18 protein-coding genes are annotated in these 21,425 nt (G+C 70.4%); 7 read left to right on the top strand and 11 right to left on the bottom strand.

What is annotated here, in order from left to right:
• The 3 genes from LXN57_RS31395 to LXN57_RS31385 all read left to right on the top strand — a co-directional run bounded on the left by LXN57_RS31395 (position 1) and on the right by LXN57_RS31385 (position 8,115).
• Positions 1 to 2,178, top strand: a complete 2,178-nt coding sequence (locus tag LXN57_RS31395) for an MMPL family transporter (RefSeq protein WP_251801801.1) — start codon at positions 1 to 3, stop codon at positions 2,176 to 2,178.
• Positions 2,179 to 2,442: 264 nt separating this feature from the next.
• Positions 2,443 to 7,227, top strand: coding sequence for a PDDEXK-like endonuclease domain-containing protein (locus tag LXN57_RS31390; RefSeq protein WP_251801800.1), 4,785 nt, complete (start codon positions 2,443 to 2,445; stop codon positions 7,225 to 7,227).
• 66 nt (positions 7,228 to 7,293) lie between these two features.
• Positions 7,294 to 8,115: an ATP-binding protein gene (locus LXN57_RS31385; RefSeq protein ID WP_251801799.1), complete on the top strand. Its 822-nt coding sequence runs from the start codon at positions 7,294 to 7,296 to the stop codon at positions 8,113 to 8,115.
• 4 nt (positions 8,116 to 8,119) lie between these two features.
• Here LXN57_RS31385 and LXN57_RS31380 read toward each other — a convergent pair whose 3' ends face one another.
• Both LXN57_RS31380 and LXN57_RS31375 read right to left on the bottom strand, forming a co-directional pair.
• On the bottom strand, positions 8,120 to 9,556 hold the full coding sequence (locus LXN57_RS31380) for an NAD(P)/FAD-dependent oxidoreductase (RefSeq protein WP_251801798.1): 1,437 nt from the start codon (positions 9,554 to 9,556) through the stop codon (positions 8,120 to 8,122).
• 238 nt (positions 9,557 to 9,794) lie between these two features.
• Positions 9,795 to 10,157 carry a MerR family transcriptional regulator gene (locus LXN57_RS31375; protein WP_251801797.1) on the bottom strand — a complete coding sequence of 121 codons (363 nt, stop codon included), beginning with the start codon at positions 10,155 to 10,157 and terminating at the stop codon, positions 9,795 to 9,797.
• Between the two features lie 58 nt (positions 10,158 to 10,215).
• On the opposite strand from LXN57_RS31375, the gene LXN57_RS31370 reads away from it, so the two are divergent.
• Entirely contained in the window at positions 10,216 to 10,926 is a 711-nt protein-coding gene (locus LXN57_RS31370) for an SDR family oxidoreductase (RefSeq protein WP_251801796.1), read from the top strand.
• A gap of 103 nt (positions 10,927 to 11,029) precedes the next feature.
• On the opposite strand, the gene LXN57_RS31365 is transcribed toward LXN57_RS31370, so the two are convergent.
• Positions 11,030 to 11,503 (bottom strand): SRPBCC family protein, encoded by a 474-nt coding sequence (locus tag LXN57_RS31365; RefSeq protein ID WP_251801795.1) that lies wholly within the window; start codon positions 11,501 to 11,503, stop codon positions 11,030 to 11,032.
• Between the two features lie 20 nt (positions 11,504 to 11,523).
• Between LXN57_RS31365 and LXN57_RS31360 the strand changes: the two genes are divergently transcribed.
• The gene (locus LXN57_RS31360) at positions 11,524 to 11,832 is read left to right on the top strand and encodes a DUF899 family protein (protein WP_251801794.1); all 309 of its coding nucleotides are present in this window, start codon (positions 11,524 to 11,526) and stop codon (positions 11,830 to 11,832) included.
• On the opposite strand, the gene LXN57_RS31355 is transcribed toward LXN57_RS31360, so the two are convergent.
• The 7 genes from LXN57_RS31355 to LXN57_RS31325 form a co-directional block, all read right to left on the bottom strand.
• Complete coding sequence (locus tag LXN57_RS31355; protein WP_251801793.1) at positions 11,792 to 12,106, bottom strand: transcriptional regulator; 315 nt, start codon at positions 12,104 to 12,106, stop codon at positions 11,792 to 11,794. The two genes, LXN57_RS31360 and LXN57_RS31355, sit on opposite strands and share 41 nt — an antisense overlap.
• Positions 12,103 to 12,495 (bottom strand): type II toxin-antitoxin system RelE/ParE family toxin, encoded by a 393-nt coding sequence (locus LXN57_RS31350; RefSeq protein WP_251801792.1) that lies wholly within the window; start codon positions 12,493 to 12,495, stop codon positions 12,103 to 12,105. The genes LXN57_RS31355 and LXN57_RS31350 overlap by 4 nt, the downstream gene beginning before the upstream one ends.
• A gap of 154 nt (positions 12,496 to 12,649) precedes the next feature.
• Positions 12,650 to 13,756, bottom strand: coding sequence for a glycoside hydrolase family 53 protein (locus LXN57_RS31345; protein ID WP_251801791.1), 1,107 nt, complete (start codon positions 13,754 to 13,756; stop codon positions 12,650 to 12,652).
• Between the two features lie 59 nt (positions 13,757 to 13,815).
• Positions 13,816 to 14,862, bottom strand: coding sequence for a LacI family DNA-binding transcriptional regulator (locus LXN57_RS31340; RefSeq protein WP_438872934.1), 1,047 nt, complete (start codon positions 14,860 to 14,862; stop codon positions 13,816 to 13,818).
• Between the two features lie 103 nt (positions 14,863 to 14,965).
• Entirely contained in the window at positions 14,966 to 15,850 is an 885-nt protein-coding gene (locus LXN57_RS31335) for a carbohydrate ABC transporter permease (protein WP_251801789.1), read from the bottom strand.
• Positions 15,851 to 15,853: 3 nt separating this feature from the next.
• Complete coding sequence (locus LXN57_RS31330) at positions 15,854 to 16,750, bottom strand: carbohydrate ABC transporter permease (protein WP_251801788.1); 897 nt, start codon at positions 16,748 to 16,750, stop codon at positions 15,854 to 15,856.
• A complete protein-coding gene (locus tag LXN57_RS31325; protein WP_251801787.1) occupies positions 16,747 to 18,057 on the bottom strand; it encodes an ABC transporter substrate-binding protein in 1,311 nt (436 codons plus the stop codon). Before LXN57_RS31325 ends, LXN57_RS31330 begins: the two co-directional genes overlap by 4 nt.
• Positions 18,058 to 18,228: 171 nt before the next feature.
• Here LXN57_RS31325 and LXN57_RS31320 point away from each other — a divergent pair, with 171 nt between their 5' ends.
• Positions 18,229 to 20,436, top strand: a complete 2,208-nt coding sequence (locus LXN57_RS31320) for a beta-galactosidase (RefSeq protein WP_251801786.1) — start codon at positions 18,229 to 18,231, stop codon at positions 20,434 to 20,436.
• A gap of 5 nt (positions 20,437 to 20,441) precedes the next feature.
• Here the strand turns inward: LXN57_RS31320 and LXN57_RS31315 are convergent, their stop codons facing one another.
• The gene (locus LXN57_RS31315; RefSeq protein WP_251801785.1) at positions 20,442 to 20,729 is read right to left on the bottom strand and encodes a DUF4287 domain-containing protein; all 288 of its coding nucleotides are present in this window, start codon (positions 20,727 to 20,729) and stop codon (positions 20,442 to 20,444) included.
• A 145-nt stretch (positions 20,730 to 20,874) separates the two neighbouring features.
• On the opposite strand from LXN57_RS31315, the gene LXN57_RS31310 reads away from it, so the two are divergent.
• Positions 20,875 to 21,339, top strand: a complete 465-nt coding sequence (locus tag LXN57_RS31310; protein ID WP_251801784.1) for a nitroreductase/quinone reductase family protein — start codon at positions 20,875 to 20,877, stop codon at positions 21,337 to 21,339.
• Positions 21,340 to 21,425 lie beyond the last annotated feature (86 nt).

The following is a 21,425-nucleotide window of genomic DNA, read 5'->3' as shown; positions in this document are numbered from 1 at the left end:
ATGGCAACGTTGCTGCATCGCCTCGGCCTGGGCGCCGTGCGCCACAAGGCCCTGGTCATGGTGGCCTGGCTGGTGGCCGTCATCGCGCTCGGCGCCGGCGCGGCCACCCTCTCGGGCACGATGGTCAACTCCTTCTCCATCCCGGGGCAGGAATCGACCAAGGCCCTCGACCTGATGGAGGAGCGGTTCGGCGCCGCCTCGGCCGGCGCCACGGCCCAGGTGGTGATGGAGGCGCCGGGCACCGGCAAGATCACCGACCAGGCCAGTGCGGCCCAGGTCGCCGCCGTCGTCGCCAAGCTGCAGAAGCTGCCCGGCGTGGTGGCGGCCAGCAACCCGCTCGACCCGAAGGCGCCCACCGTCTCGCAGGACCAGCGGGCCGCGTACAGCACGGTGACCTACGGCGTGCAGGCGTCCGAGATCACGGTCGAGGAGCGCGAGGCGCTGACGGCGGTGGTCGACGAGTCCCGTTCCGCGAACCTGGTCGTCGAGGCCCGCGGTGAGGCGACGCAGGAATCGGGCGCCGACATCGGCGGCGCCGGCGAGATCCTCGGTGTGGTCGTGGCCCTGGTGGTGCTGGCCATCACGTACGGCTCGCTGGTGCTGGCCGGCATGAACCTGCTGACCGCCCTGGCCGGCGTGGCCATCGGCGCGCTCGGCATCACCACGCTGAGCGGCTTCGCCGAGCTCCAGTCGACCACCCCGATCCTGGCGGTGATGCTGGGCCTGGCCGTCGGCATCGACTACGCGCTGTTCATCGTCACCCGGTTCCGTCAGGAGCTGCGCCGCGGCCTGCCGGTGCCCGAGGCGGTCGCGCTCGCCGTCGGCACCGCCGGCTCGGCCGTGGTCACCGCCGGCCTGACCGTGGTGATCGCGCTGGCCGGCCTGAGCGTCGCCGGCATCCCGTTCCTCACCGAGATGGGCCTGGCCGCCGCGGCCACCATCGTCTTCGCCGTGCTGGTCGCGATCACGCTCGTGCCCGCCTTCCTGGGCGCGATCGGCATGCGGGCGCTCCCGAAGAAGGAGCGCGGCGGCGGCGTCCAGGAACAGAGGGACCGTGGCTTCTACCGCGGCTGGGCCCACATGGTGACCCACCAGCGGGTGCTGAGCCTGATCGTCGCGGTCGCCGCGCTGGCCGTCATCGCGATTCCGTTCTTCTCGATGCAGACGACGCTCATCCAGCGGACGGCCGAGGGCAGCACGCAGGAGAAGGCCGACGCGATCATCAGCGAGCGCTTCGGTCCCGGCTTCGCCGGCCCGCTGCTGGTCCTGGTCGATGGTTCCGGTTCCCCGGCGTACGCGGCCACGGTGCGGGAGAGGATCACCGGCCTCCAGGACGTGGCGTTCGTCGCCGAGCCCCGGGTGAACCAGGCGCAGAACGCGGCCCTGATCACGATCATCCCGGGCTCCGGACCGGAGGACCAGGCCACGCTCGACCTCGTGCACGCCATCCGGGACGACGTGGCGGACGGCCCGGACGCGCAGGTCTACGTCACCGGGCAGACCGCGGTCAGCATCGACGTGTCCGAGAAGCTCGACCAGGCGCTGCCGATCTACCTGATCCTGGTCGTCGGCCTCGCCTTCGTGCTGCTCGTGCTGGTCTTCCGGTCGCTGCTGGTGCCGGTGGTCGGCGTTGTCGGCTTCCTGCTCACGATCGGCGCCGCGCTGGGCGCCACCACCGCGGTCTTCCAGTGGGGCTGGCTCAGCGACCTGGTCAACGCGCAGACCACCGGCCCGCTGCTGAGCCTGGCGCCGATCATCATCGTCGGCATCCTGTTCGGCCTGGCCATGGACTACCAGGTCTTCCTGGTCTCGCGGATGCACGAGGCGCACGCCCACGGCGCCCGGCCGATGGACGCGGTGGTCACCGGCTTCAAGCAGGCGGCCCCGGTGGTCGTGGCGGCGGCGACGATCATGTTCTCGGTCTTCGCCGGCTTCGTGCCCGAGGGCAACGACACGATCAAGCCGATCGCGTTCGCCCTGGCCATCGGCATCCTGTTCGACGCCATCGTGGTCCGCATGGTGATCGTGCCGGCGGCGATCGCGCTGCTCGGCCGGTCCGCCTGGTGGCTGCCGAAGTGGCTTTCGTGGCTGCCGGTGGTCGACGTCGAGGGGGCGGCGCTGGAGCGTCACGCGCCCGAGCAGCCCCGTGACGTGGAGGAACACGCGCACGCCGCTTGATCAACGTCAACCAGCCGGAGCCCACCCTCCCAGGGGGAAGCCCCCGATGGCCATTGTCGTCGGTTTGGCCGATCTTGGCTGGGCGCCCTGTGGACAGGCGGGAATTGTGGATAACCCGCGACTGGACGACCGACCGCTGCGGCGGGCCTTGCCGGGTCCGCCGCAGCGGTCTTAAGCGCCTCTGAGACCGTTATGCCGTAAATATCCTGACTCACGTAACCGAATCCCCAGCGTAACCAGCGTCCGTCTTGCTGAAATTGAGGCATGTGGCCGGATCATGAAGCGGATTCAAGCGAGCTCCCCGGTGCCGACGTCCGGTCGGCCCTGGAGAGCTGGCGTTCCGGCCTGGTCGATCTGACCGGCACCAACCCGCTGCTGAACTTCGCCCGCGCCTCCTCGGGCTCGATCGAGATCACCGGCCCGTCGCCCAAGGCGATCGTGAAGGTGCTGCAGGAGGGCGGCGGCTACGCCTTCCACGACGAGGGCGACTCGCTGGGCCACGTGCTACGCACCGAGTTGCCCGAGGAGCAGCTGGGCGCCCTGCTGCACCACTTCTGGCGCCGCAGCCGCCTCGAGTTCCTCGACCGGGGGGTGTCGCCGCTCTATCTGGGCGTGGGGATGCTGCACTGGTCGGACGACGACGGGACCCCGTACGAGAGCCCGATCCTGCTCGTGCCGGTGCAGATCGAGGCGGCGGGCCCGCGGCTGGTCGCGCGGCCCGAGGACCCGATCGTCAACCCGGCGCTGGTCGTGCGGATGGGCGAGCTCGACATCGACATCCCCGAGATCAACTCGCTGGCCGAGCTCGACGTGACCGTGCTGTGGGCCAAGGTCGACGTGGCCATCGGCGAGCGGCGCGGCTGGTACGCCGACGAGACGGTCACCCTGTCCTGCCTCAGCGTGCACCGCGAGGACATGTACTACGACCTCTACGAGAACGAGCCGCACATCGTCGAGCACCCGGTCGTCCGGGCGCTGGCCACGCGGGACGCCGATCGCGCGTTCGCCTTCGAGCCCACGCCGGTCGAGCGCATCGACGTCGTCGCGCCGCCCGAGGACGTGCCGTTGATCCTGGACGCCGACGCCTCGCAGCGGGTGGCGGTCGCGGCCGCGGTGGCCGGGCGCAGCTTCGTGCTCGACGGGCCGCCCGGCACCGGCAAGTCGCAGACCATCGCCAACATGGTGGGCGGGCTCCTGCACGCCGGCAAGCGGGTGCTGGTCGTCTCGGAGAAGGCCGCCGCGCTCGACACCGTGCAGCGCCGGCTCACCGACGCCGGTCTCGGCAACTACCTGCTCGGCCTGCACAGCGACCTGGTCGGGCGGCGGGAGGTGGCGAACGCGCTGGCCACGGCGCTGGACACCGACCCCGTGCCGCTGGCGACCATGGATCCGATCGACCGCCGGGCGGTCCGCGAGAGGCGGGAGACCCTCACCGCGTACGCCGAAGCTCTGAACCGCGTGCGGCAGCCGCTCGGCCGCAGTCTGTTCGAGGTGCTCGGCCTCAGCGCCCGGCTGCTCGACGTGCCGGCCGCTCCGGTCGCCGCCATCGCGCCGCAGGAGCTCACCGGCGACGCGCTCTACCGGCTGCGGGACGCGGTGGCCCGGCTCGGGCGGGTGCGCAGTGAGACGTACGTGTGGAAGCACGCGACCGACCGCGAGCCGCTCGACGCCCGTCTGCGCCAGGCCCTGACCGCGCTCGGCAAGCTGGCCGAGACGGTGATCGCCAACTCGACCCTGGCCGACGCCTTCGACCTGCACGAGCCGTCCGGCGCTGCCCGGCTGGCCGCGCTGTCGGCCCACGCGGGCAAGCGTCCTCCGAAGGTCGAGGAGGACTGGATGACCGTCGACAGCATCCAGCCGGTGCAGAAGGCGGCCACCGACCTCACCCACCACCTGGCCGCCCTGCGCTACGGCGGCATCCCGTGGGCCGAGCTGCCGTCGGCCGACGATCTCGCGGCCGTGCCGGACCTCTCGCACCTGGTTCCCGAGGCGATCGATCTCGCGCCGCTGAACGCCGCGCAGGCGGATCACCTGGCCAACAAGTTCGCCGAGGAGGCCGACCGGCTCGAGGGCCGGCAGGAGAGCCTGGACCGGGTCACTGCCCGGCTCGGGCTGCCCAATGTGGTCACGTTCGCCGACTCGGCGCGGGTCATCACCGTCGCCGACCTGATCGACCGGGAGCACAAGCCCGAGCCGGCCTGGTTCGAGACCGGTGGCATGCCGGCGGCCCACGCGGCGGTCCGCGCGCTGCGTCTCGCCATCGAGCGAGTACGCGAAACCGAGGCCCAGGCGCGCCGGCACTTCGACGAGGGCGTGCTCGAGGAGCCGATCACCGAGGTGGCCGACCGCCTCAACCGCAACCGCGGCCCCCGTAAGCTGCTGCGCCCCTACCGGCGGGACAAGCAGAAGGCCGTCGAGGCGGCGCTGCCCGATGTGAAGCCGGCCGAGGCGGTGGCCAACGTCGAGGACGCGGCCGCCTGGAAGCTGGCGGTCGACGAACTCAGGGAGGTCGAGGCCGAGCACGCCGAGCAGCTGGGCCGGCACTGGAAGGGCATGGACACCGACTTCCACGCCATCCAGGAGGCGATGCACACCGCCGACGAGGTGATCCGCGAGGTGCCGGCCGACGCGCTGCCCGCGGTGACCGTGCACGTCTGCGCGCCCCGGCCCAACAGCGCCCTGCTGCGCATCGTCAGCGAGGCCCGCGACGAGTTCACCCGCTTCCGCACCACGTTGCGCCCGGCGCCGGCCCGCGCGCCGCGACCCGAACTGGGCGAGGGCGCCATCGCCGACGCGGTCACCTGGCTGCGCGCGCACATCGCCCCGCTGCACGCCGCGGCCGAGATGATCCGGTCGTACAGCGCGCCCACCGGCCGCGACCTGACGCTCGCCGAGACCAAGGAGATCGCCGAGCAGCGGCGGGCGGCCACCGAGGCCGAGGAGGCGATCTGGGCCGAGGCCGCGGCGCACGCGGCCGTGCTGGGCGCGGTCTACCGGGGCGCCAAGACCGACGACGAGGCGATGAACGAGGTCGTCGCCTGGACGGTGCACGCCCGGCGGCTGATGACCGGCGCGGACGCGGCGATGACGCCTGAGCAGGCGCACGCGCTGATGACGGCCCAGCCCACCGAGGGTCTCGGCGCGGCCGTGGCCGGCTGGGAGACGGCGCGGGCCCAGGTGCTGGACGCGTTCGGCCCGGCCCGGCACGACGAGCTGACCGAGCGGCTGGGCGACTACGACAACGCCCGGGACCTGCTGGTCGAGCTGCTGCACGACCCGGAGGGGCAGCACGAGTGGTTCCGCCACGAGGACGCCCGGCGGGTGCTGGTCGAGCACGGCCTGGACGACGCGCTGGAGTTCTGCGCGGAACAGGAGATCCCGGTCGAGCAGGTGTGGCCGGTACTCGAGCGGGCGCTGCTGCGGGGCTGGGCCGACGCGGTCATCCGGGACGACCCCGGCCTGCAGCCGGTTTCGGCCGAGGACCGTACGCACCTGGTCGAGGTCTACCGGCTGCTGGACCGCGAGCTGGGCGGGGCGGCGCTGGCCGACATCGTCTACGCGGTCGAGGCGCGGCGGCCGTCGGCCTCGGCCAGCGGCGAGCCCGGCGTGATCCGGCGCGAGGGCAACAAGCAGTCCGGCCACCTGCCCGTGCGGGAACTGCTGGCCCAGGCCCGGCACGCGGTGCAGGGGCTCAAGCCGTGCCTGCTGATGTCCCCGCTGGCGGTCAGCCGCTACCTGCCGCCCGAGATGGAGTTCGACACCGTCATCTTCGACGAGGCGTCCCAGGTCACCACGGCCGACGCGATCAACTGCATCTACCGCGGCGAGGCGCTGGTGGTCGTGGGCGACGACCGGCAGCTGCCGCCGACCTCGTTCTACGACCGCGTCGAGGACGATGTCGTCGACCTCCCGTCGATCCTCGACCTGGCCCGCGAGACGTTCCCGATCCTGCACCTGGGCTGGCACCACCGCAGCCGGCACGAGGCGCTGTTCGCGTTCGCCGACCTCGCCTACTACCACGGCCGCCTGGTCACGCTGACCCGCAGCTATCCGCAGGAGCCCGACCACGGCGTCGAGATGTTCCTGGTGGACGGCGTCTACCGGCGGCAGACCACGTCGGACAACCCGATCGAGGCGGACGCGGTGGCCGAGCGCGTGCTGCACCACTACGCCACCCGGCCCGGTAAGACGCTGGGCGTGGTCACGCTCTCGGTGGCGCAGGCGGACGCGGTCGACGAGGCGGTGCGCCGGGCGATGGCCGAGCGCCCCGACCTCGAGCACCACCTGGAGGACGGGAACCGGCTCGCCGGCTTCTTCTGCAAGAGCCTGGAGGCCGTGCAGGGCGACGTGCGCGACGTCATCCTGCTGTCGATCGGGTACGGCTACGACGAGAACGACAAGATCAGTACCAACTTCGGGGCGCTCAACCGTCCGCAGGGCTGGCGCCGGCTCAACGTCGCCATCACCCGGGCCCGGCAACGCGTCGAGGTGATCTCGTCGATCCGTTCCGGCGATGTGCCCGACATGGGCAACGAGAGCGTCCGGCATCTCAAGGCCTATCTGGAGTACGCCGAGAGGGCCGCGGCCACCCTGGGCCGGGAGAGCGACGACCGTGACGACGTGACCCCCTTCGAGGACGCCGTGCTCTCCGCCGTGACGTCGTGGGGTTATTCCGTACGCCGGCGGGTCGGCGCCGCCGGGCACTGGATCGACCTCGCGGTGTTGCACCCCGACCAGGACGACGACGTGTTCGCCATCGGCATCGAGTTCGACGGCCCGGACTACCAGGCGATCCCGTCCACCCGCGACCGCGACCGCCTGCGCGACGAGGAACTGCGCGCCCTGGGCTGGCACATGCACCGGATCTGGTCGGTGGCCTGGTATCAGAACCCGGCCGAGGAGCAGAACCGGCTGCGCGCCGCGATCGACCGGGCGCTGGCCGACCCGGTCGGGGTCGACCAGCTGGCGGTGCCGGAGTGGCCGCCCTACCGGGCGATCTCGGGGGAGCTGCTGCCGCCGGGGGCCCGTCTCGCGACTCCGCACGAGTAACCACTTAGGGGTGAATCGCCGATATTCGCGCATGGTGATCTCTTCGGCGGGTAGCCGTGCCCGCTCATGGAGACTTCTCGTTGGCCGGGCATGGGATCGCGCCACGCGTCCGGCCGTCATGCTTCCCGCGATTTCGGCAGCGTGCTCGTCACCGCGGACACGGACACCGCCGTCACGGTCGTCACCGTGTGCGGTGTCTGGGGGATCGGCTTACGCCGGGACACCTTCGTGGCCGTACGCAAGGCGCTGGGCGAACACCCCGCGGCGCTCATCCTCGACCTGTGCGAGCTCAACGACCGGCACGCGGCCGGCGCGTCGACCTGGCTGACCGTGTCGCGGGTGGCGGCCGCCATGGAACCGCCTGTCCGGGTGGCCGCCTGCCTCCCGCCGCGGTCCGCGCTCAACGCGCGGCTCGTACGGATGGGGGCGCCCTACTTCCTGCCGCTCTTCAGCGATCTGGCCGGGGCGACAGCGGCGGTCGCGGCCGGCGGACCCGTCACCGACCGGCTGCGTCTCTCGTTGCCGCCGTACCCGGACGCCCCGGCGCTGGCCCGCAACCTGGTCACCGACGCGTGCGGGGCGTGGAACCTGCCCGAGGTGCTGTATCCCGCCCGCCTGGTGATGAGCGAACTGGCCGGCAACGCGGTCGAGCACGCGCGCACACCGATCGGCGTGTTCGTGATTCGCCGGGGCGTCGGCATCCACCTGACGGTCTGCGACGGCGACCCGCGCCTGCCCCAGGTGATCGACCAGACGCGGCAGCCGCCGGACAACCTGTGGGAGATGCGTGGCCAGGGGCTGCGCATCGTTCAGGCGGTCGCGACGGCGTGGGGCGCGCTGCCGACCCGCGAGGGCAAGATGGTCTGGGCGACCGTCCGCCCCCGCTGAGTCGTTACTTCCCGGCGGTGGCCTTCTCGGCGTACGTCGTCGGCTCGGACGGGTGCTTGTCGGTGGGCACGGGGCCGGCCGCCTTGAGCGCCTCGGCCTCCTCAGCCGCACGTACCAGCTGGTAGGGGTCGCCGTACTCCTTCATCGCCCGCCGGGCGAAGGCCTGCTGCTCGGTCGCGACCCGCTCGGAACGGCCGCGGCCCAGGAAACTGACCGCCCAGTGCACCACCGTCGTGAACCTGTTCTTGAAGCCGACCAGGTAGAAGACGTGCACGACCAGCCACATCACCCAGGCGAAGAAGCCGGACAGCCGGAACTTGCCGACGCTGGCCACCGCGGAGAACCGCGAGATCGTGGCCATGCTGCCCTTGTCGAAGTACTTGAACGGCTTGGGCTCGGGCTTGCGGCGCAGCCGGCGCTCGATGACGTCGGCCGCGTACCTGCCGCCCTGGATCGCGACCTGGGCGACACCCGGCAGCGGGCGCCCGTCGGGGCCGGCCAGGTTCATCATGTCGCCCAGCGCGAAGATCTCGGGGTGACCCGGGACCGTGAGGTCGGGGTTGACCATGATGCGGCCCGCCCGGTCGGTCTCGGCACCGGCTGCCTCGGCCACCTGCCGGGCCAGCGCCGGGGCCTGGACGCCGGCCGCCCACACCTTCGTCATCGAGGGGATGCGCTGGTGACCGCGCTCGCTCTCGACCTCGATGCCGGTCAGGTCGACGTCGACCACCTTCGTGTTGAGCTCGACCTCGACGCCCATCAGGTGCAGCTGGCGCAGCGCCCGGGTGGAGAGATGGTCGCCGAAGGTGTTGAGCACCGCCCCGACCGCGTCGACCAGGATGATGCGCGCCTTGCGCGGGTCGATGTGCTTGTACTGCCCCGGCAGATTGCGGTGGGCGAGCTCGGCGATCTGGCCGGCCATCTCGACCCCGGTCGGGCCGGCGCCGACCACCACGAAGGTGAGCCAGCGCTCCTGCGCCACGGGATCGGTCTGCAGGTCGGCGATCTCGAACGCGCCGAAGATGCGGGCCCGCAGCTCGAGAGCGTCGTCGATGCTCTTCATGCCGGGCGCGTACTCGCTGAACTTGTCGTTGCCGAAGTAGGACTGCGAGGCCCCCGCGGCGACGATCAGGGTGTCGTACTCGACCGTGTAGTCGATGCTCGGCCCGTGCACGGAGACGACCTTCTTCTCCGTGTCGACATGCTGGGCCCAGCCGAGCTTGACGTCGACGTTGTCCTGCCGCTTGAGCACCTCACGAATGGGTGGGGCGATCTCGCCCTCGGACAGAACGCCCGTGGCCACCTGATAGAGCAGAGGCTGGAACAGGTGGTACGCCGTGCCGTTGATGAGTGTGATGTCGACCGGTGCGTTGCGCAGCGCCCTGATCGCGAACAGACCCCCGAAGCCGGCCCCGATCACTGCCACCCGATGCCGCTGCATTACCACTCCCTCGGTGCTCGGTGTCTCACTAAGTAGAGCACCCTGACCAGGCCAAGTATGCCGTGAGTATCGACACTGTGGAGGCACGGCGGGCAAACCGCACAGTGCCTCCGACGGCATACTTGCCCATTGGGACCAGGGGAAAACCCCAATCATGCCGCACCGGGCAGCGGTTGGTGCGTGTTCGGTGGGGTGGATCGCCCCGCACGGCAGAACGGGCCGGTTCGCGGGCCCACGCTCAGGCGTAGTCGCACTGCGGGTTCGGCCCCGACGTCACGTCGATGATGTCGTTGAGCCTGTCGCGGGCGAGGGTCAGCTCGGCGATCTGGGCGTTGATCCGGTCCCGCTCCGCCGCGAGCCGTGCCCGTGACTCCGGCGTGCTCACCTTGGCGTCCACGCACGGCATGAGCTCCGCAATTGTCTTGCTGGACAGGCCCGCGCCGTACAGCTGCTGAATGAGCCGCACCCGGTTGACCGCCGCGTCCGCGTAGTGTCGCTGCCCGCTTCCACTTCGCGCCGGAGCCAGCAGACCCTGCTCCTCGTAGTACCGCAACGCCCGCACACTGACCCGTGTTCTGGTCGCCAGGTCCCCGATCCGCACAGTGACCAACCTCGCAATACTTGCTTCTGACGTCAACGTCAGGTTTTAGCGTAGCGGCATGCAGATCAACGGCTCCAAAGCTCTCGTGACCGGCGCCAACCGCGGCCTCGGCAAAGCCTTCGCCGAGGCCCTCGTCGCCCGCGGCGCCACCACCGTCTACGCCACCGCTCGCAACCCCGAGCGCATCGACATCCCGGGCGTCGTCCCGCTGCGGCTGGACATCACCGACTCGGCGTCCATCGAGGCCGCGGCGGCCGAGGTGGGCGACCTCGACATCCTGATCAACAACGCCGGCATCTCCACGGACGCCCCGCTCCTGGGCCCCTCGACGGACAACATCCGCCGCGAGTTCGACACCAACTTCTGGGGCACGCTCAACGTCGTCCGCGCCTTCGCCCCCAGGCTGGCCGGTGGCGCCGTCCTCAACGTCATTTCGGCACTGAGCTGGTACGCCTTCGCCCCGAGCAGCAACGGCTACGCCGCCTCCAAGGCCGCGGAATGGTCGCTCACCAACGGCGTCAGGCTCGAGCTGGCCGACCAGAAGACGCAGGTCACCGCCTTGGCGCTGGCGATTGCCGACACCGACATGATGGCCGCCTACGACATCCCCAAACTTCCGCCCAGCGAGGTGATCGCCCAGGCTCTGGACGGCTTGGAGGCGGGCAAGCTCGAAGTGATCGCGGACGCTCCCACCGCCAACGTCAAGGCGTCCCTCTCCCGCGATCCCGCCCTCTTCTACGCTGACATCCCGGCCGCCCTGTTCGGCTGACAGCGCGTGTCCGTCCCGGCCGCGGTTTCCGCGTGCCGGGGACGGTCACCGTCCGCCCGTCCTCGAAGCTTGTGGGCCGAACGACGACCCGTCCCCGGCCTCGTCAGCGGAATTGACGCTCCACGTCCCGTGCCATCGCTCGCAGGGTCGCGCCGAAGCCGATCCGGCCGGCGAAGGACAACAACGGCCCGGCGAATCGGGTGACCCGATGAGGAGTCACGGTCACGTCCTCGTCCCAATCGACGCGGCACCGGCCCGCGGGCAACGGCACCACCGAGAACCCGGCCCGGCCGCCCACCACCCGGCCCCGCTTGACCACCTCGCAGCGACCCGGCCGATCGCCCGGCGCGTTTCCACTCGGCGGCTGCCACAACTCCACCGTCATCGGGTCGTCGAACGCCAGCGGACCGATCCCCGTCCGGGCGACGAACTCCGCGCCGACACCATCGGGCCGGGATGTCGTCACCCGCACCACCGTCAGCGGCGCCCAGTCGCCGTGCCGGGGCCAGTCCACCATCGCGGTCCACACCGCGTCGGCCGGCGCACGCACCTGCTGGGTGACGGTAAACCGGGCCATACGGCGACTCCTGTACTCGGGTGAGGCTCGAGGTCAGCCGGCGTTACCCGCCCGGCCGCCACAAGCAAAACACGCGATCACGCCGTTCGCGCCGGACCCGCTCTCACCGACCGTACGGACTGGACGGGCCGGTTCCTTTGATCGACGTCTTCGAGGGCCGGACGCAGCTGTTCGCGTCGTACCACATGTGGCACACCGGCCGGTCCGCCGCCGATCAGTGCGAGGGCTGCACCTTCTTCACCGGCCAGGTTCTCGAGTTGTCCTACCTGCACTCGCGGGGTGCGCCCGTCAGGCGATCTGACGAAGATCGTTACCGTAGTCGAAGATGATCCGCATGCGGGCGCCCAGCGCTCGCGCGTACCGGCTCAAGGTCGCGACCTCGTTGGCGTCGAGCTCGCCGTTCTCGATCTGGCTAACGCGCCCGGGCGAGACGCCCATCAACTCGGCGACCTGCCGCTGCGTCATGCCGAGCCGCTTGCGCTCCTCGGCGAGGTGATACGCGCTGACCCAGGCTTCCGTTCGTGCACGCTCGGCTGCCAGGGCTTCGTCGTCCCCGTCGTGCAACTCCGCACGGAGGTCTTCCCAGTCCTCGAACTCACTCACGAGTCGCCCCTGCGCTTTCTCTCTTCGGCCAGCCAGGTCTCGTAAGCGCCTTCGGCGACCGGAATTGCTGTCTTGTACCACCGGCTCCAGTCGCCGGCCTTGTTCCCGGCCACCAAGAGGACCGCCTGTGACCACGGGTCGAAAACAAACAGCACCCTGATCGCAACGTCCCGGCCCGAACGAGGCCTTAACTCCTTGAGGTTGCGGATAGGCGAACCCTGCAACGTGTCGACCATCGGGCGGCCGAGCGCCGGGCCGATTTCCGCCAGCATGTCGATGGCGACGTTCACCGAGCGGTACACATCCGGGTCGTCCTGCCGTAACGCCCGTAGCCAAGCACGCACGTCAGACGTGGTCTTTATCGACCAGCGACGAGCATCGTGAGGCATCGGTCAACTATAGCCCGAGCTAAACGCGCTGTGGGTCGGTTCCATCGCCGCATTGCCTTGCGCGAGCGGCGGTCTGCCGCACGGGACCGCGCGGGCTGGGCGCCGGCCTGCTCGACGGCCTCGTGGGGACGGCCGTCGAGCAGTTCGGAAAAGCTCAGGGGGTCCAGCGGACATGCGGGTTGACGCGGCCGTTCCAGTCGAAGACGGCCATGTTGTCCCAGCCGTCGCCGGTGCCGTTGATGTCTGCTGGGTCCCAGCCGTTGCCCTTGATGGCGTACCAGGTGGGTTCCCAGTAGAAGACGCCCACGGCGCCCGCGTTTCTGGCTGTGTTCTGGACCCAGGTGAACTGCTGGGCCTGGCCGGCCCAGGTGGCCGGGATGTTGTCGCAGAGCACGGTGCCGGGGATCGAGTTGGGCTCGTTGTCGGCGTCGGCCGTGGTGAACTGGTAGGCCGTCTCGGCTATCACCACCGGCTTGCCGTAGCGGGTGCGGGCGTCGGTGATGACGTTGTAGAGGTTGGCCAGCGTGCCGTGCCACATGCAGTAGTAGGACAGCGCCGTGACGTCCCAGGGGACGTTCTGGGCCTTGATGCCGTCGTAGAACCAGCGCATGTTGGCCATGCTGTCGGCGTCGGCCACGTGGACCCACACCTGGGTCGCGCTGCTGCAGGCCTTTGTCGCGTTGTAGCCCTGCTTCAACAGCGAGGCCAGGGGCGCGAAGTTGTTGTTGGTGACCTGGCCGCGGGGCCACAGCATGCCGACGTTGATCTCGTTGCCGACCTGGACGCTGTCGGGGGTGGTGCCCTGCGCCTTCAGGGCGGTGCAGACGTCGTACGTGTAGTTGTAGACGTCGTTCTGCAGCTGGGGTAGCGAGTGGGAGGCCCAGGCGGCGGGAGGGAACTGCTTGCCGGGGTCGGCCCACGTGTCGGAGTAGTGGAAGTCGATCAGCAGCTTGAGACCCTTGGCCTTGATCGCCCGGGCCTGCTGGAGCACCTTGGCCTTGTTGTTGTAGCCGCTGGCCGGGTTGTTCCAGATGCGCAGCCGGGCGTAGTTGACGCCGGCCGACTTGAGGATGTCGTACGGGTCGGCGGCGTTGCCGGACGCGTTGTAGTACTTGCCGCCGAGGTCGAGCGTGCGCTGCAACGACGAGACGTCGGCGCCGCGCATGCTCAGCGTGTTGGCCGCGGAGGCGGCGGTGGGCACGAGCGCGGCCGGGATCGCCAGGACGGCGGCGACCACGGCGGCGCGCAGGGACGGTTTCATATGGCTCCCTCACAAAAGGGGGATGTACCGGCGACGGTGGAGACGCCGGAGCGGAGCCGTTACGCAGGGGAGGATTCGCGGACGACCAGGGAGGTCGGCACGGTGATGGAGAGCGGGGTGCGCCCGGCGATCACGTCAGTGAGCAACCGGACCATCTCGTCGGCGACCCGGTCGAGCGGGTGCCGCACGGTGGTGAGGGGCGGTTCGGTGGTCGCGGCCAGGCCGGAGTCGTCGAAGCCGACCACGCGCACGTCGGCCGGCACCCGGCGCCCGGCCTCGCGGAGCACCCGCAGAGCGCCCTCGGCCATCGAGTCGGACGCGGCGAAGACGGCGTCCAGGCCGGGTTCGCGTTCCAGCAGCGTACGCATGGCGGCCGCCCCGGACGTCCGGCTCCAGTCGCCATGGGCGACCCGGCCGGGCTCGATCGTGACGCCGTGGGCGATCAGCGCGTCGTGGTAGCCCTGCAGACGGTCGACGCCGCCGGCCGTGTCCTGCGGGCCGGTGATGGTGGCGATGCGGGCGCAGCCGGCGGCGATCAGGTGCTCGACGGCCGAGCGGCCGCCGTTGCGGTCGTCGGCCATCACCGAGCTGATCAGCTGTTCGTAGCCGAGCACCCGGCCGCAGGCCACGATCGGCACCTCGGCCCGCACCAGCTGGCTCAGCAGCGGGTCACCCGAGTGCGGCGAGAACAGCAGCACGCCGTCGACGTGACCGCCCGAGAGGTACGAGATGGTACGAGCCCGTTCCTCCGGGGTGGACGCGATCATCAGGATCAGGGTCAGCTCGCGGCCGGAGAGCGCCTGGGCCACGCCGCGGAGCAGCACCGAGAAGTTCGGGTCCTCGAAGAGCAGGTGCTGCGGCTCGGTGAGCAGGAACGCTATCGACCCGGAGCGTCCCGTGGCGAGAGACCGCGCGTGCGGGTTGGCCGTGTATCCCGTACGGGATATGGCGTCCCGCACCGCGCGGACCGCCTCGGGGCTGACCCATTCGCGGCCGTTGAGAACGCGGGAGACGGTGGCGTAGGAGACCCCGGCCTCGCGCGCGACGTCGCGGATGGTGGGGCGCTTACGCCCTGGTCCGGACGGGGTCGGCACGCTGGGGATCATAGTCGTCATGCCGACCCCCGGTGGGCGTGCCCTCGTGGCCCGGCGACGGTTCCGGTCATGCCGGGCTCACAGGCATTCACGCGGGGCACGGCGAGGGTTCCGGTCATGCCTTCACCGCGCCGGCGCCGAGGTCGACCCGCCAGTAACGCTGCAACGTCAGGAACAGCACCACCAGCGGCACGATCGACAGCAGGGCGCCGGTGACGACCGACGTGTACATGGCGGGCTGGGTGGCGCCCTGGTTGAGCAGGCCGCTGAGCCCGACCGTGACCGGGAACAGCCGGTCGTCGCCGAGCATGATGAACGGCAGCATGTAGTTGTTCCAGATGGCCACGAACTGGAACAGGAACACGGTCACCAGCCCCGAGCGCATCATCGGCAGCGCCACACGGGCGAAGGCGCGCCAGTCGGAGGCGCCGTCCATCCGGGCCGCCTCGAGCACCTCGTTGGGCACGGTGGCGGCCGCGAAGATCCGGCACAGATAGATGCCGTACGGGCTGATGAAGCTCGGCAGCAGCACGGCCCAGTAGGTGTTGGTCAGGCCCACCTTCGCCAGCAGCAGATACTGCGGCACGGCCAGGATCACGGCGGGGACCAGCACGCCGGCCAGCACCAGGTTGAAGGCGACCGACTTGCCGCGGAAGTCGTACTTGGCCAGGGCGAACCCGGCCATCGCGCTGACCAGCGTCGACACGGCCGCGCCGCCGCCCGCGAAGACGGCCGAGTTGACCATCCAGCGCCAGTACAGGCCGTCGCGGTAGCTGCTGAGGAACGCGATGTTGTCGAACAGGTGGGTGCTGGGCAGGAAGGTGAAGGTGTTGAACAGCTCGCTCGCGCTCTTGGTCGAGGCCACGAGCACCCACAGCACGGGCAGCAGGCAGTACGCGGCCCCGAGCAGCAGCAAAACAGTGGCAGTGGGGCTGGTCCGTCGTTTCGGAGTCGGCGCGGCCTTCTCCAAAACCGGCGCGGGAAGCAAAGTCACGGCCATGACTCAGTTCTCCTGACTGAAGGCCCGCGAGCCGACGATCTTGAGGAAGCCGTAGGAGACGACGAACGTGGCGGCCGCGATGATCACCGAGGTCGCCGCCGCGGAGTAGATGTCATTGCGGACGAAGGCATCGCGGTAGACCTTCATCAGCGGTGTCCAGGTGGTCGAGATGGTGTTGCTGAGCGGCCGCAACGTCATCGGCTCGGCGAAGACCTGGAGCGTGGCGATGAGCGAGAACAGGAACGTCATCACCAGCGACGGCCCGATCACCGGGATCTTGATGCGCAGCGCGATCTGGATGTCCGAGGCGCCGTCGATGCGGGCCGCCTCGAACAGGTCGGTCGGGATGGCCCGCAACGCGGTGTACAACACGATCATGTTGAAGCCGGTGCCGCCCCAGATTGCGATGTTCGCGACCGCGTACAGCACCCAGGACGAGCTCAGCGCGTCGGGCGCGGTGATCCCCACGCCCGACAGCACGTCCACGATCGGGCTGACCCGCGGCAGATAGAGGAAGCCCCACAGCAGCGAGGCGATCACGGCCGGCACGGCGTACGGCAGGAAGATCGCGGTGCGGGTGAAGGCGCCGACCCGGGTCCGTCCCGCGTCGAGCAGCAGGGCCAGCACCAGCGCCAGGCCCAGCATGCAGGGAACCACGATCAGCCCGTACGCCCCCACGCGGAGCACGCTCGGCACGAACTCCGGATCGGTCAGCGAGCGGGTGTAGTTGCTCAGTCCGGCCCAGATCTCGGTGCGGGCGCCGGCGCCCAGGCCGAGGCCGCTGACCTTGACCCGGCGCAGGCTCAGGTACCCGGCGTACGCGATGGGCGCCGCCAGGAACAGGCCGAACAGCACCAGCGCCGGGGCCAGGAACAGATACGGCGCGCTCTTCTTCCTCATCCCGCGACGGTGAATCCGGCGTTCTTCAGGTCACCGACCGTGGCCTGCTGGATGGTGTCGAGCGCGGCCCCGAACCCGGCCGCCTGCTTCGACTCGGCCGCCTTGCCGAAGGCGTCGTTGTAGGCGCTGTAGGCGACGTTGACGTTCGGACCGTACGTGAAGGGCCTGGTGATCTTGCCGGCCTCGGCCGCGATGGCGTAGAAGTCGGTCTGGTTGCTGAAGAACGCCGGCGGCTCGTTCAGCGCCACGCTGGTGGCGTCGGTGGCTGCCGGGTAGACGTTGGCCGTCCCGGCGAGCGCCTTGATCGCGGCCGGGTCGGTGTTCAGCCACTTCACGAACTCGGTGGCCTGCGCCTTGTGCTTGCTCTGCGAGGTGACGCTGGTGGCCGAGCCGCCCCAGTTGCCGTTGGCGGGCGCCGCGGCGTCCCAGTTCGGCAGCAGCGCGGTCTTCCACTTGCCCTTGGTCGAGGCCGCGTTTCCTTCCAGCACGCCCGGACCCCAGACCGCGCCGAGCCAGCCCACCTGGGTGCCGTCGTTGAGGGCCGCGTTCCACTCGGGCGTGTACATCGGCTTGTTGTCGACGACGCCCTCCTGCACCAGGCCGCCCCAGTAGTCGGCGACCTTCCTGGTGTTGGCGTCGTTGACGGCGACGGTCCACGATTCGCCCTGCACGCCCCACCACGAGGCGCCGGCCTGCTGTGACAGCCCGGCGAACCAGCCCGGGTCGTTGGACGAGAACGTGCCGAGGTACTGCTTCGGGTTGTTCGCGTGGATCTTCCGGGCGGCCTCGGCGTACTCGTCCCAGGTTGTCGGCACCTGGACGCCGGCCTTGTCGAAGACGTCGGCGCGGTAGAAGAACATCATCGGGCCGGAGTCCTGCGGGACGCCGTAGACCGCCTCGGAGCCCAGCGTGACCGCGTTCCAGGTGGACTCCGGGAACTTCGCCTTGAGGTCGCCGGCCTCCTTGGCGATGTCAGCGACGGCGTCGGCCGCCACCAGCGTCGGGATCTTCTGGTACTCGGCCTGCATGACGTCGGGGGCGCCACTGCCGGCCTTGATCGCGGTCAGCAGCTTGGCCACCGCCGGGTCGCCGCCGTCCTGCTTGTTGACGGTGACCTGGATGTTGGGGTGGGAGGCGTTCCAGCCCTCGACGACCTTGTCCATGTTCGGCGCCCAGCTCCAATAGGTGAGCGCGACCTTCTCGTTGGGATCGGCCGTCGCGGCGCTGTCGCCGCCGTCGTCGCCGCTGCAGGCGGTGGCCGTCAGCATCAGCGTCGCGGCGAGCACCCCGGCGAATGTCTTCTTCATCGCTGCTCCTCTGTATAGGGAGACGCACGTCACTTGTTCAGACCTGTGACCGGTTACAGTGCTGCTCGTTTTCGGGTTTGTCAAGGACTTGCGTCCGGGCCGTTACGACGCGGTATCGTGCGGGCTCAGCCAGCTGTGACCGGTTACAGGAACTGTTTCGTGGGAGGCCCCGTGCTCGTTGTCACGCACCGTCCGTGGAGTGAGCCGCCGCGCCGGCCGCGGATGAGCAACGACGAGGACGTACGGCCGGGAACCGCCCTGACCAGCCGGCACCTCACGCTCGGCGGGCGCCCGGTCATCCCGGTCTCGGGCGAGCTGCACTACAGCCGGGTGCCGCGGAACCGCTGGGCCGAACGGCTGCGCCAGATGCGGGCCGGCGGCGTCACGGTGGTCGCCAGCTACGTGTTCTGGCTCCACCACGTTTCTCTTCGGGGGGAGCCCCGCTTCGACGGCAACCTCGACGTCGGGGCGTTCCTCGAGGAGGTCCGCGCGGCCGGGCTCGAGATGGTGCTGCGCATCGGCCCGTGGTGTCACGGCGAGACCCGCAACGGCGGCTTCCCGGACTGGGTGCAGCGGGCGCCGGTCGCCCACCGCACGGACGACCCGGCCTACCTGGCGCTGGTCGAGGAATGGTTCGGGCAGCTCGCCGGGGCGATCGGCGAGCCGGAGCTGCTGGGGATCCAGCTCGAGAACGAGCTCTACGACCAGCCCGGCCACCTGGTGACGCTCAAGCGGCTGGCGCGGGCGGCCGGCATGTCCGCGCCGCTGTGGACGGCGACCGCGTGGGGCGGCGCCGACCTGCCCGAGAACGAGGTGCTGCCGCTGTACGGCGGCTACGGCGACGGCTTCTGGGTGGACGCCGACGCGCCGTGGGACCCGACGTTCCGCGACCACTACTTCTTCTCGCACGTCTGGGACGATCCCGGCATCGGCGCCGACGTGCGGCGGCTGCACGAGGCTCGGCTGGGCACGCCTCAGCCGCGTACGCCGTCGCCGCTGTTCCCGCCGGCCACGTGCGAACTGAGCGGCGGCATGGGCACCGCCTACCACCGGCGGCCGTGGCCCCGCGCGCTCGATGTCGCGACGATCGCCCATTGCAAGATCGGCAACGGTTCGGCCTGGCAGGGCTATTACATGTACGCCGGGGGAACGAACCCGCCCGGCACGCAGGAGTCGCACGCGACGGGCTACCCCAACGACATGCAGCGCCTGGGCTACGACTTCCACGCCCCCATCGGCGAAGCGGGTCTGCTGGGCGACAGCCACGCGGCGCTGCGGCGGCAGCACATCTTCCTGGCTGCCTTCGGCGATCGGCTGGCCGAGATGCCGTCAACCCTTCCCTCCGTACGCCCGCACGGAGTCGGCGACACGGAAACGCTCCGCTACGCCCTGCGGAGCGACGGCGACAGCGGTTTCCTGTTCATCGCGTGGCACCAGCCGCATTTCCCGCTGCCCACCCACCGGCAGGCGCAGTTCCGGATCGAGCTGGACGCCGTCTCGCTGACCCTCCCGCCGGTCGACGTCCCGCCCGGAACGCTCGCCTGCTGGCCGGTGCGCCTGGAGCTGGGCGACGTCCGGCTCGACTGGGCCACTGCCTCGGCCCTCACGGTGCTGCCGGGGGAGACCCCTACGCTCGTGCTCGTCGCCTCGGCGGGCATCGAGGTCAGGTACTCGATCGACGGCGTGACGGCCGCCGCCACACCCGGCTTCGAGCCCGTCCGCCTGCCCGGACTCGACCTGCTGGTGCTTCCGGCGTCGGCGGCCGACTCGGTCTGGGTCGATTCCCGGCGGCGGCTCCTGCTCTCCGACGACGAGTTGCGCTGGGGCGCCGACGGCCGGATCGAAGCGGTGGCCGTCGGCACGCCCTCGGTGCGGGTGTACGAGGCGGGCCGGTTCGTGCCACTGCCGTTGCTCCCCGGCGGCACGGGCTTCTCGACGCCCGCCACCTTCGACCAGGTGTGCCCGCCCGGCGCGACGGTCCCGGTCTCGTACGGCAAATTCGACGGTCGCCAGTCGGCGCCCGGCTTCGAGGCCTTCGACGAGCTGGCGGCCGTCTACCGCATCGCGGTCCCGCCGACCAGCCTCGATGCCTTCCTGCGCATCGACTGGGCCGGCGACGTGGGCGAGCTCCGCATCGACGGCCGCACCGCCACCGACCGCTTCTGGGACGGCTCGACCTGGACGGTCAACCTGCGCGACGCCGGCTGGCGCCCCGGCGCGGAGGTGACGCTGCACCTGCTCCCGCTGGCCGCCGGCTCGACGGTGTCGCTCCCCGCGGAAGCCCGCGAGCGCCTGCTGTCCGTCGACGGCCAACTGCTCGACCTGAACGCAGTGCAGTTGGTGACCCGTCGCAGCTTCCACGAGCGGGCCGATTCCTAGGCGGCTCAGGGACGGTTGGCGACGCCGTCGAGCCACAGGGTGTCCGATTCGTCGCTATGGGATCCGGACGTCCCGACGTGCTTGTCGTCGATCTTGGGGCCGTTCTTGATCACGTGGACGAGGGCCATGGCGTGGCCCCGGCCGAGGCCGTGGTCCTCCTTCAGCCACTCGACGATCTGGCCGGCCTTGGTCGACGGCTCGTCGAGGCCGCGCTCGTGGGCCAGCGCCATGAACTGGCGAGGGGTCAGTCCGGTCTTCGCCTCGATGTTGTCGAGGTATGCCTGGAAGCTCATCGTGGTCGCGCCTTCTGCTCCGGGTTTCGTGCCTGGCGTGTCGTCAGACCGGCCCTGGGAAGAAGAGTCATCGGTCCGTCCGAGGTGACACAGGTAACGACGCGCACGGTAGTCGCATTGCGACCCCTGGTTACCGTGGTCGGGTATGCCGGGTGAGAAGAAGGTTCGGGTTCCGCCCCGATGGGTGGAGCGAGCGGCGTGGTCGGTGCACCGCGCGATCCTGCGGTTCAGCGGCGGCCGGCTGGGCCTGAGGCGGCCGCGGCCGGGCAAGTGGGGGTCGCTGCGGCTGACGACCGTGGGGCGGCTCAGCGGGCAGGAACGCCGGGTGATTCTCGCGTACTTCGAGGACGGGTCCGACCTGGTCCTGCTGTCCATGAACGGGTGGCACGAGGGGCATCCGGCCTGGTGGCTCAACCTGCGGGAGGCGCCCGAGGCGACCGTCGAGCTGGGCGGAAGCGACCGGGCGGTGCACGCGCGGGCGGCCGAGGGGCAGGAGCGGGCGCGGCTCTGGGATCGCTGGCGCACGTTCGACAAGGACCTCGACGCGTACGCGTCCCTGCGGTCGACCGAAGCGGTGGTTGTCGTGCTCGAGCCCCGGCCGGTCGTGTAGCGGGTGCCGGCGGGAGCCCACGCCGGCACCCGACGTCAGCAATGTCCCACCGTTCATCCACGCAGGTCAATAAGCTTTGCTTGCAG

The sequence above is a fragment of the Paractinoplanes hotanensis genome, assembly GCF_023717965.1.
GTDB lineage: Bacteria > Actinomycetota > Actinomycetes > Mycobacteriales > Micromonosporaceae > Actinoplanes > Actinoplanes polyasparticus.
Note: the sequence above shows the minus strand (reverse complement) of the source record. Positions and strands in the feature narration are given on the sequence as shown.

Coding starts and splice junctions, on each gene's coding strand:
- LXN57_RS31395 (WP_251801801.1), top strand. CDS start 1: ATGGCAACGTTGCTGCATCGCCTCGGCCTGGGCGCCGTGCGCCACAAG.
- LXN57_RS31390 (WP_251801800.1), top strand. CDS start 2,443: ATGTGGCCGGATCATGAAGCGGATTCAAGCGAGCTCCCCGGTGCCGAC.
- LXN57_RS31385 (WP_251801799.1), top strand. CDS start 7,294: ATGGAGACTTCTCGTTGGCCGGGCATGGGATCGCGCCACGCGTCCGGC.
- LXN57_RS31380 (WP_251801798.1), bottom strand. CDS start 9,556: ATGCAGCGGCATCGGGTGGCAGTGATCGGGGCCGGCTTCGGGGGTCTG.
- LXN57_RS31370 (WP_251801796.1), top strand. CDS start 10,216: ATGCAGATCAACGGCTCCAAAGCTCTCGTGACCGGCGCCAACCGCGGC.
- LXN57_RS31365 (WP_251801795.1), bottom strand. CDS start 11,503: ATGGCCCGGTTTACCGTCACCCAGCAGGTGCGTGCGCCGGCCGACGCG.
- LXN57_RS31350 (WP_251801792.1), bottom strand. CDS start 12,495: ATGCCTCACGATGCTCGTCGCTGGTCGATAAAGACCACGTCTGACGTG.
- LXN57_RS31345 (WP_251801791.1), bottom strand. CDS start 13,756: ATGAAACCGTCCCTGCGCGCCGCCGTGGTCGCCGCCGTCCTGGCGATC.
- LXN57_RS31340 (WP_438872934.1), bottom strand. CDS start 14,862: ATGATCCCCAGCGTGCCGACCCCGTCCGGACCAGGGCGTAAGCGCCCC.
- LXN57_RS31335 (WP_251801789.1), bottom strand. CDS start 15,850: ATGGCCGTGACTTTGCTTCCCGCGCCGGTTTTGGAGAAGGCCGCGCCG.
- LXN57_RS31330 (WP_251801788.1), bottom strand. CDS start 16,750: ATGAGGAAGAAGAGCGCGCCGTATCTGTTCCTGGCCCCGGCGCTGGTG.
- LXN57_RS31325 (WP_251801787.1), bottom strand. CDS start 18,057: ATGAAGAAGACATTCGCCGGGGTGCTCGCCGCGACGCTGATGCTGACG.
- LXN57_RS31315 (WP_251801785.1), bottom strand. CDS start 20,729: ATGAGCTTCCAGGCATACCTCGACAACATCGAGGCGAAGACCGGACTG.
- LXN57_RS31310 (WP_251801784.1), top strand. CDS start 20,875: ATGCCGGGTGAGAAGAAGGTTCGGGTTCCGCCCCGATGGGTGGAGCGA.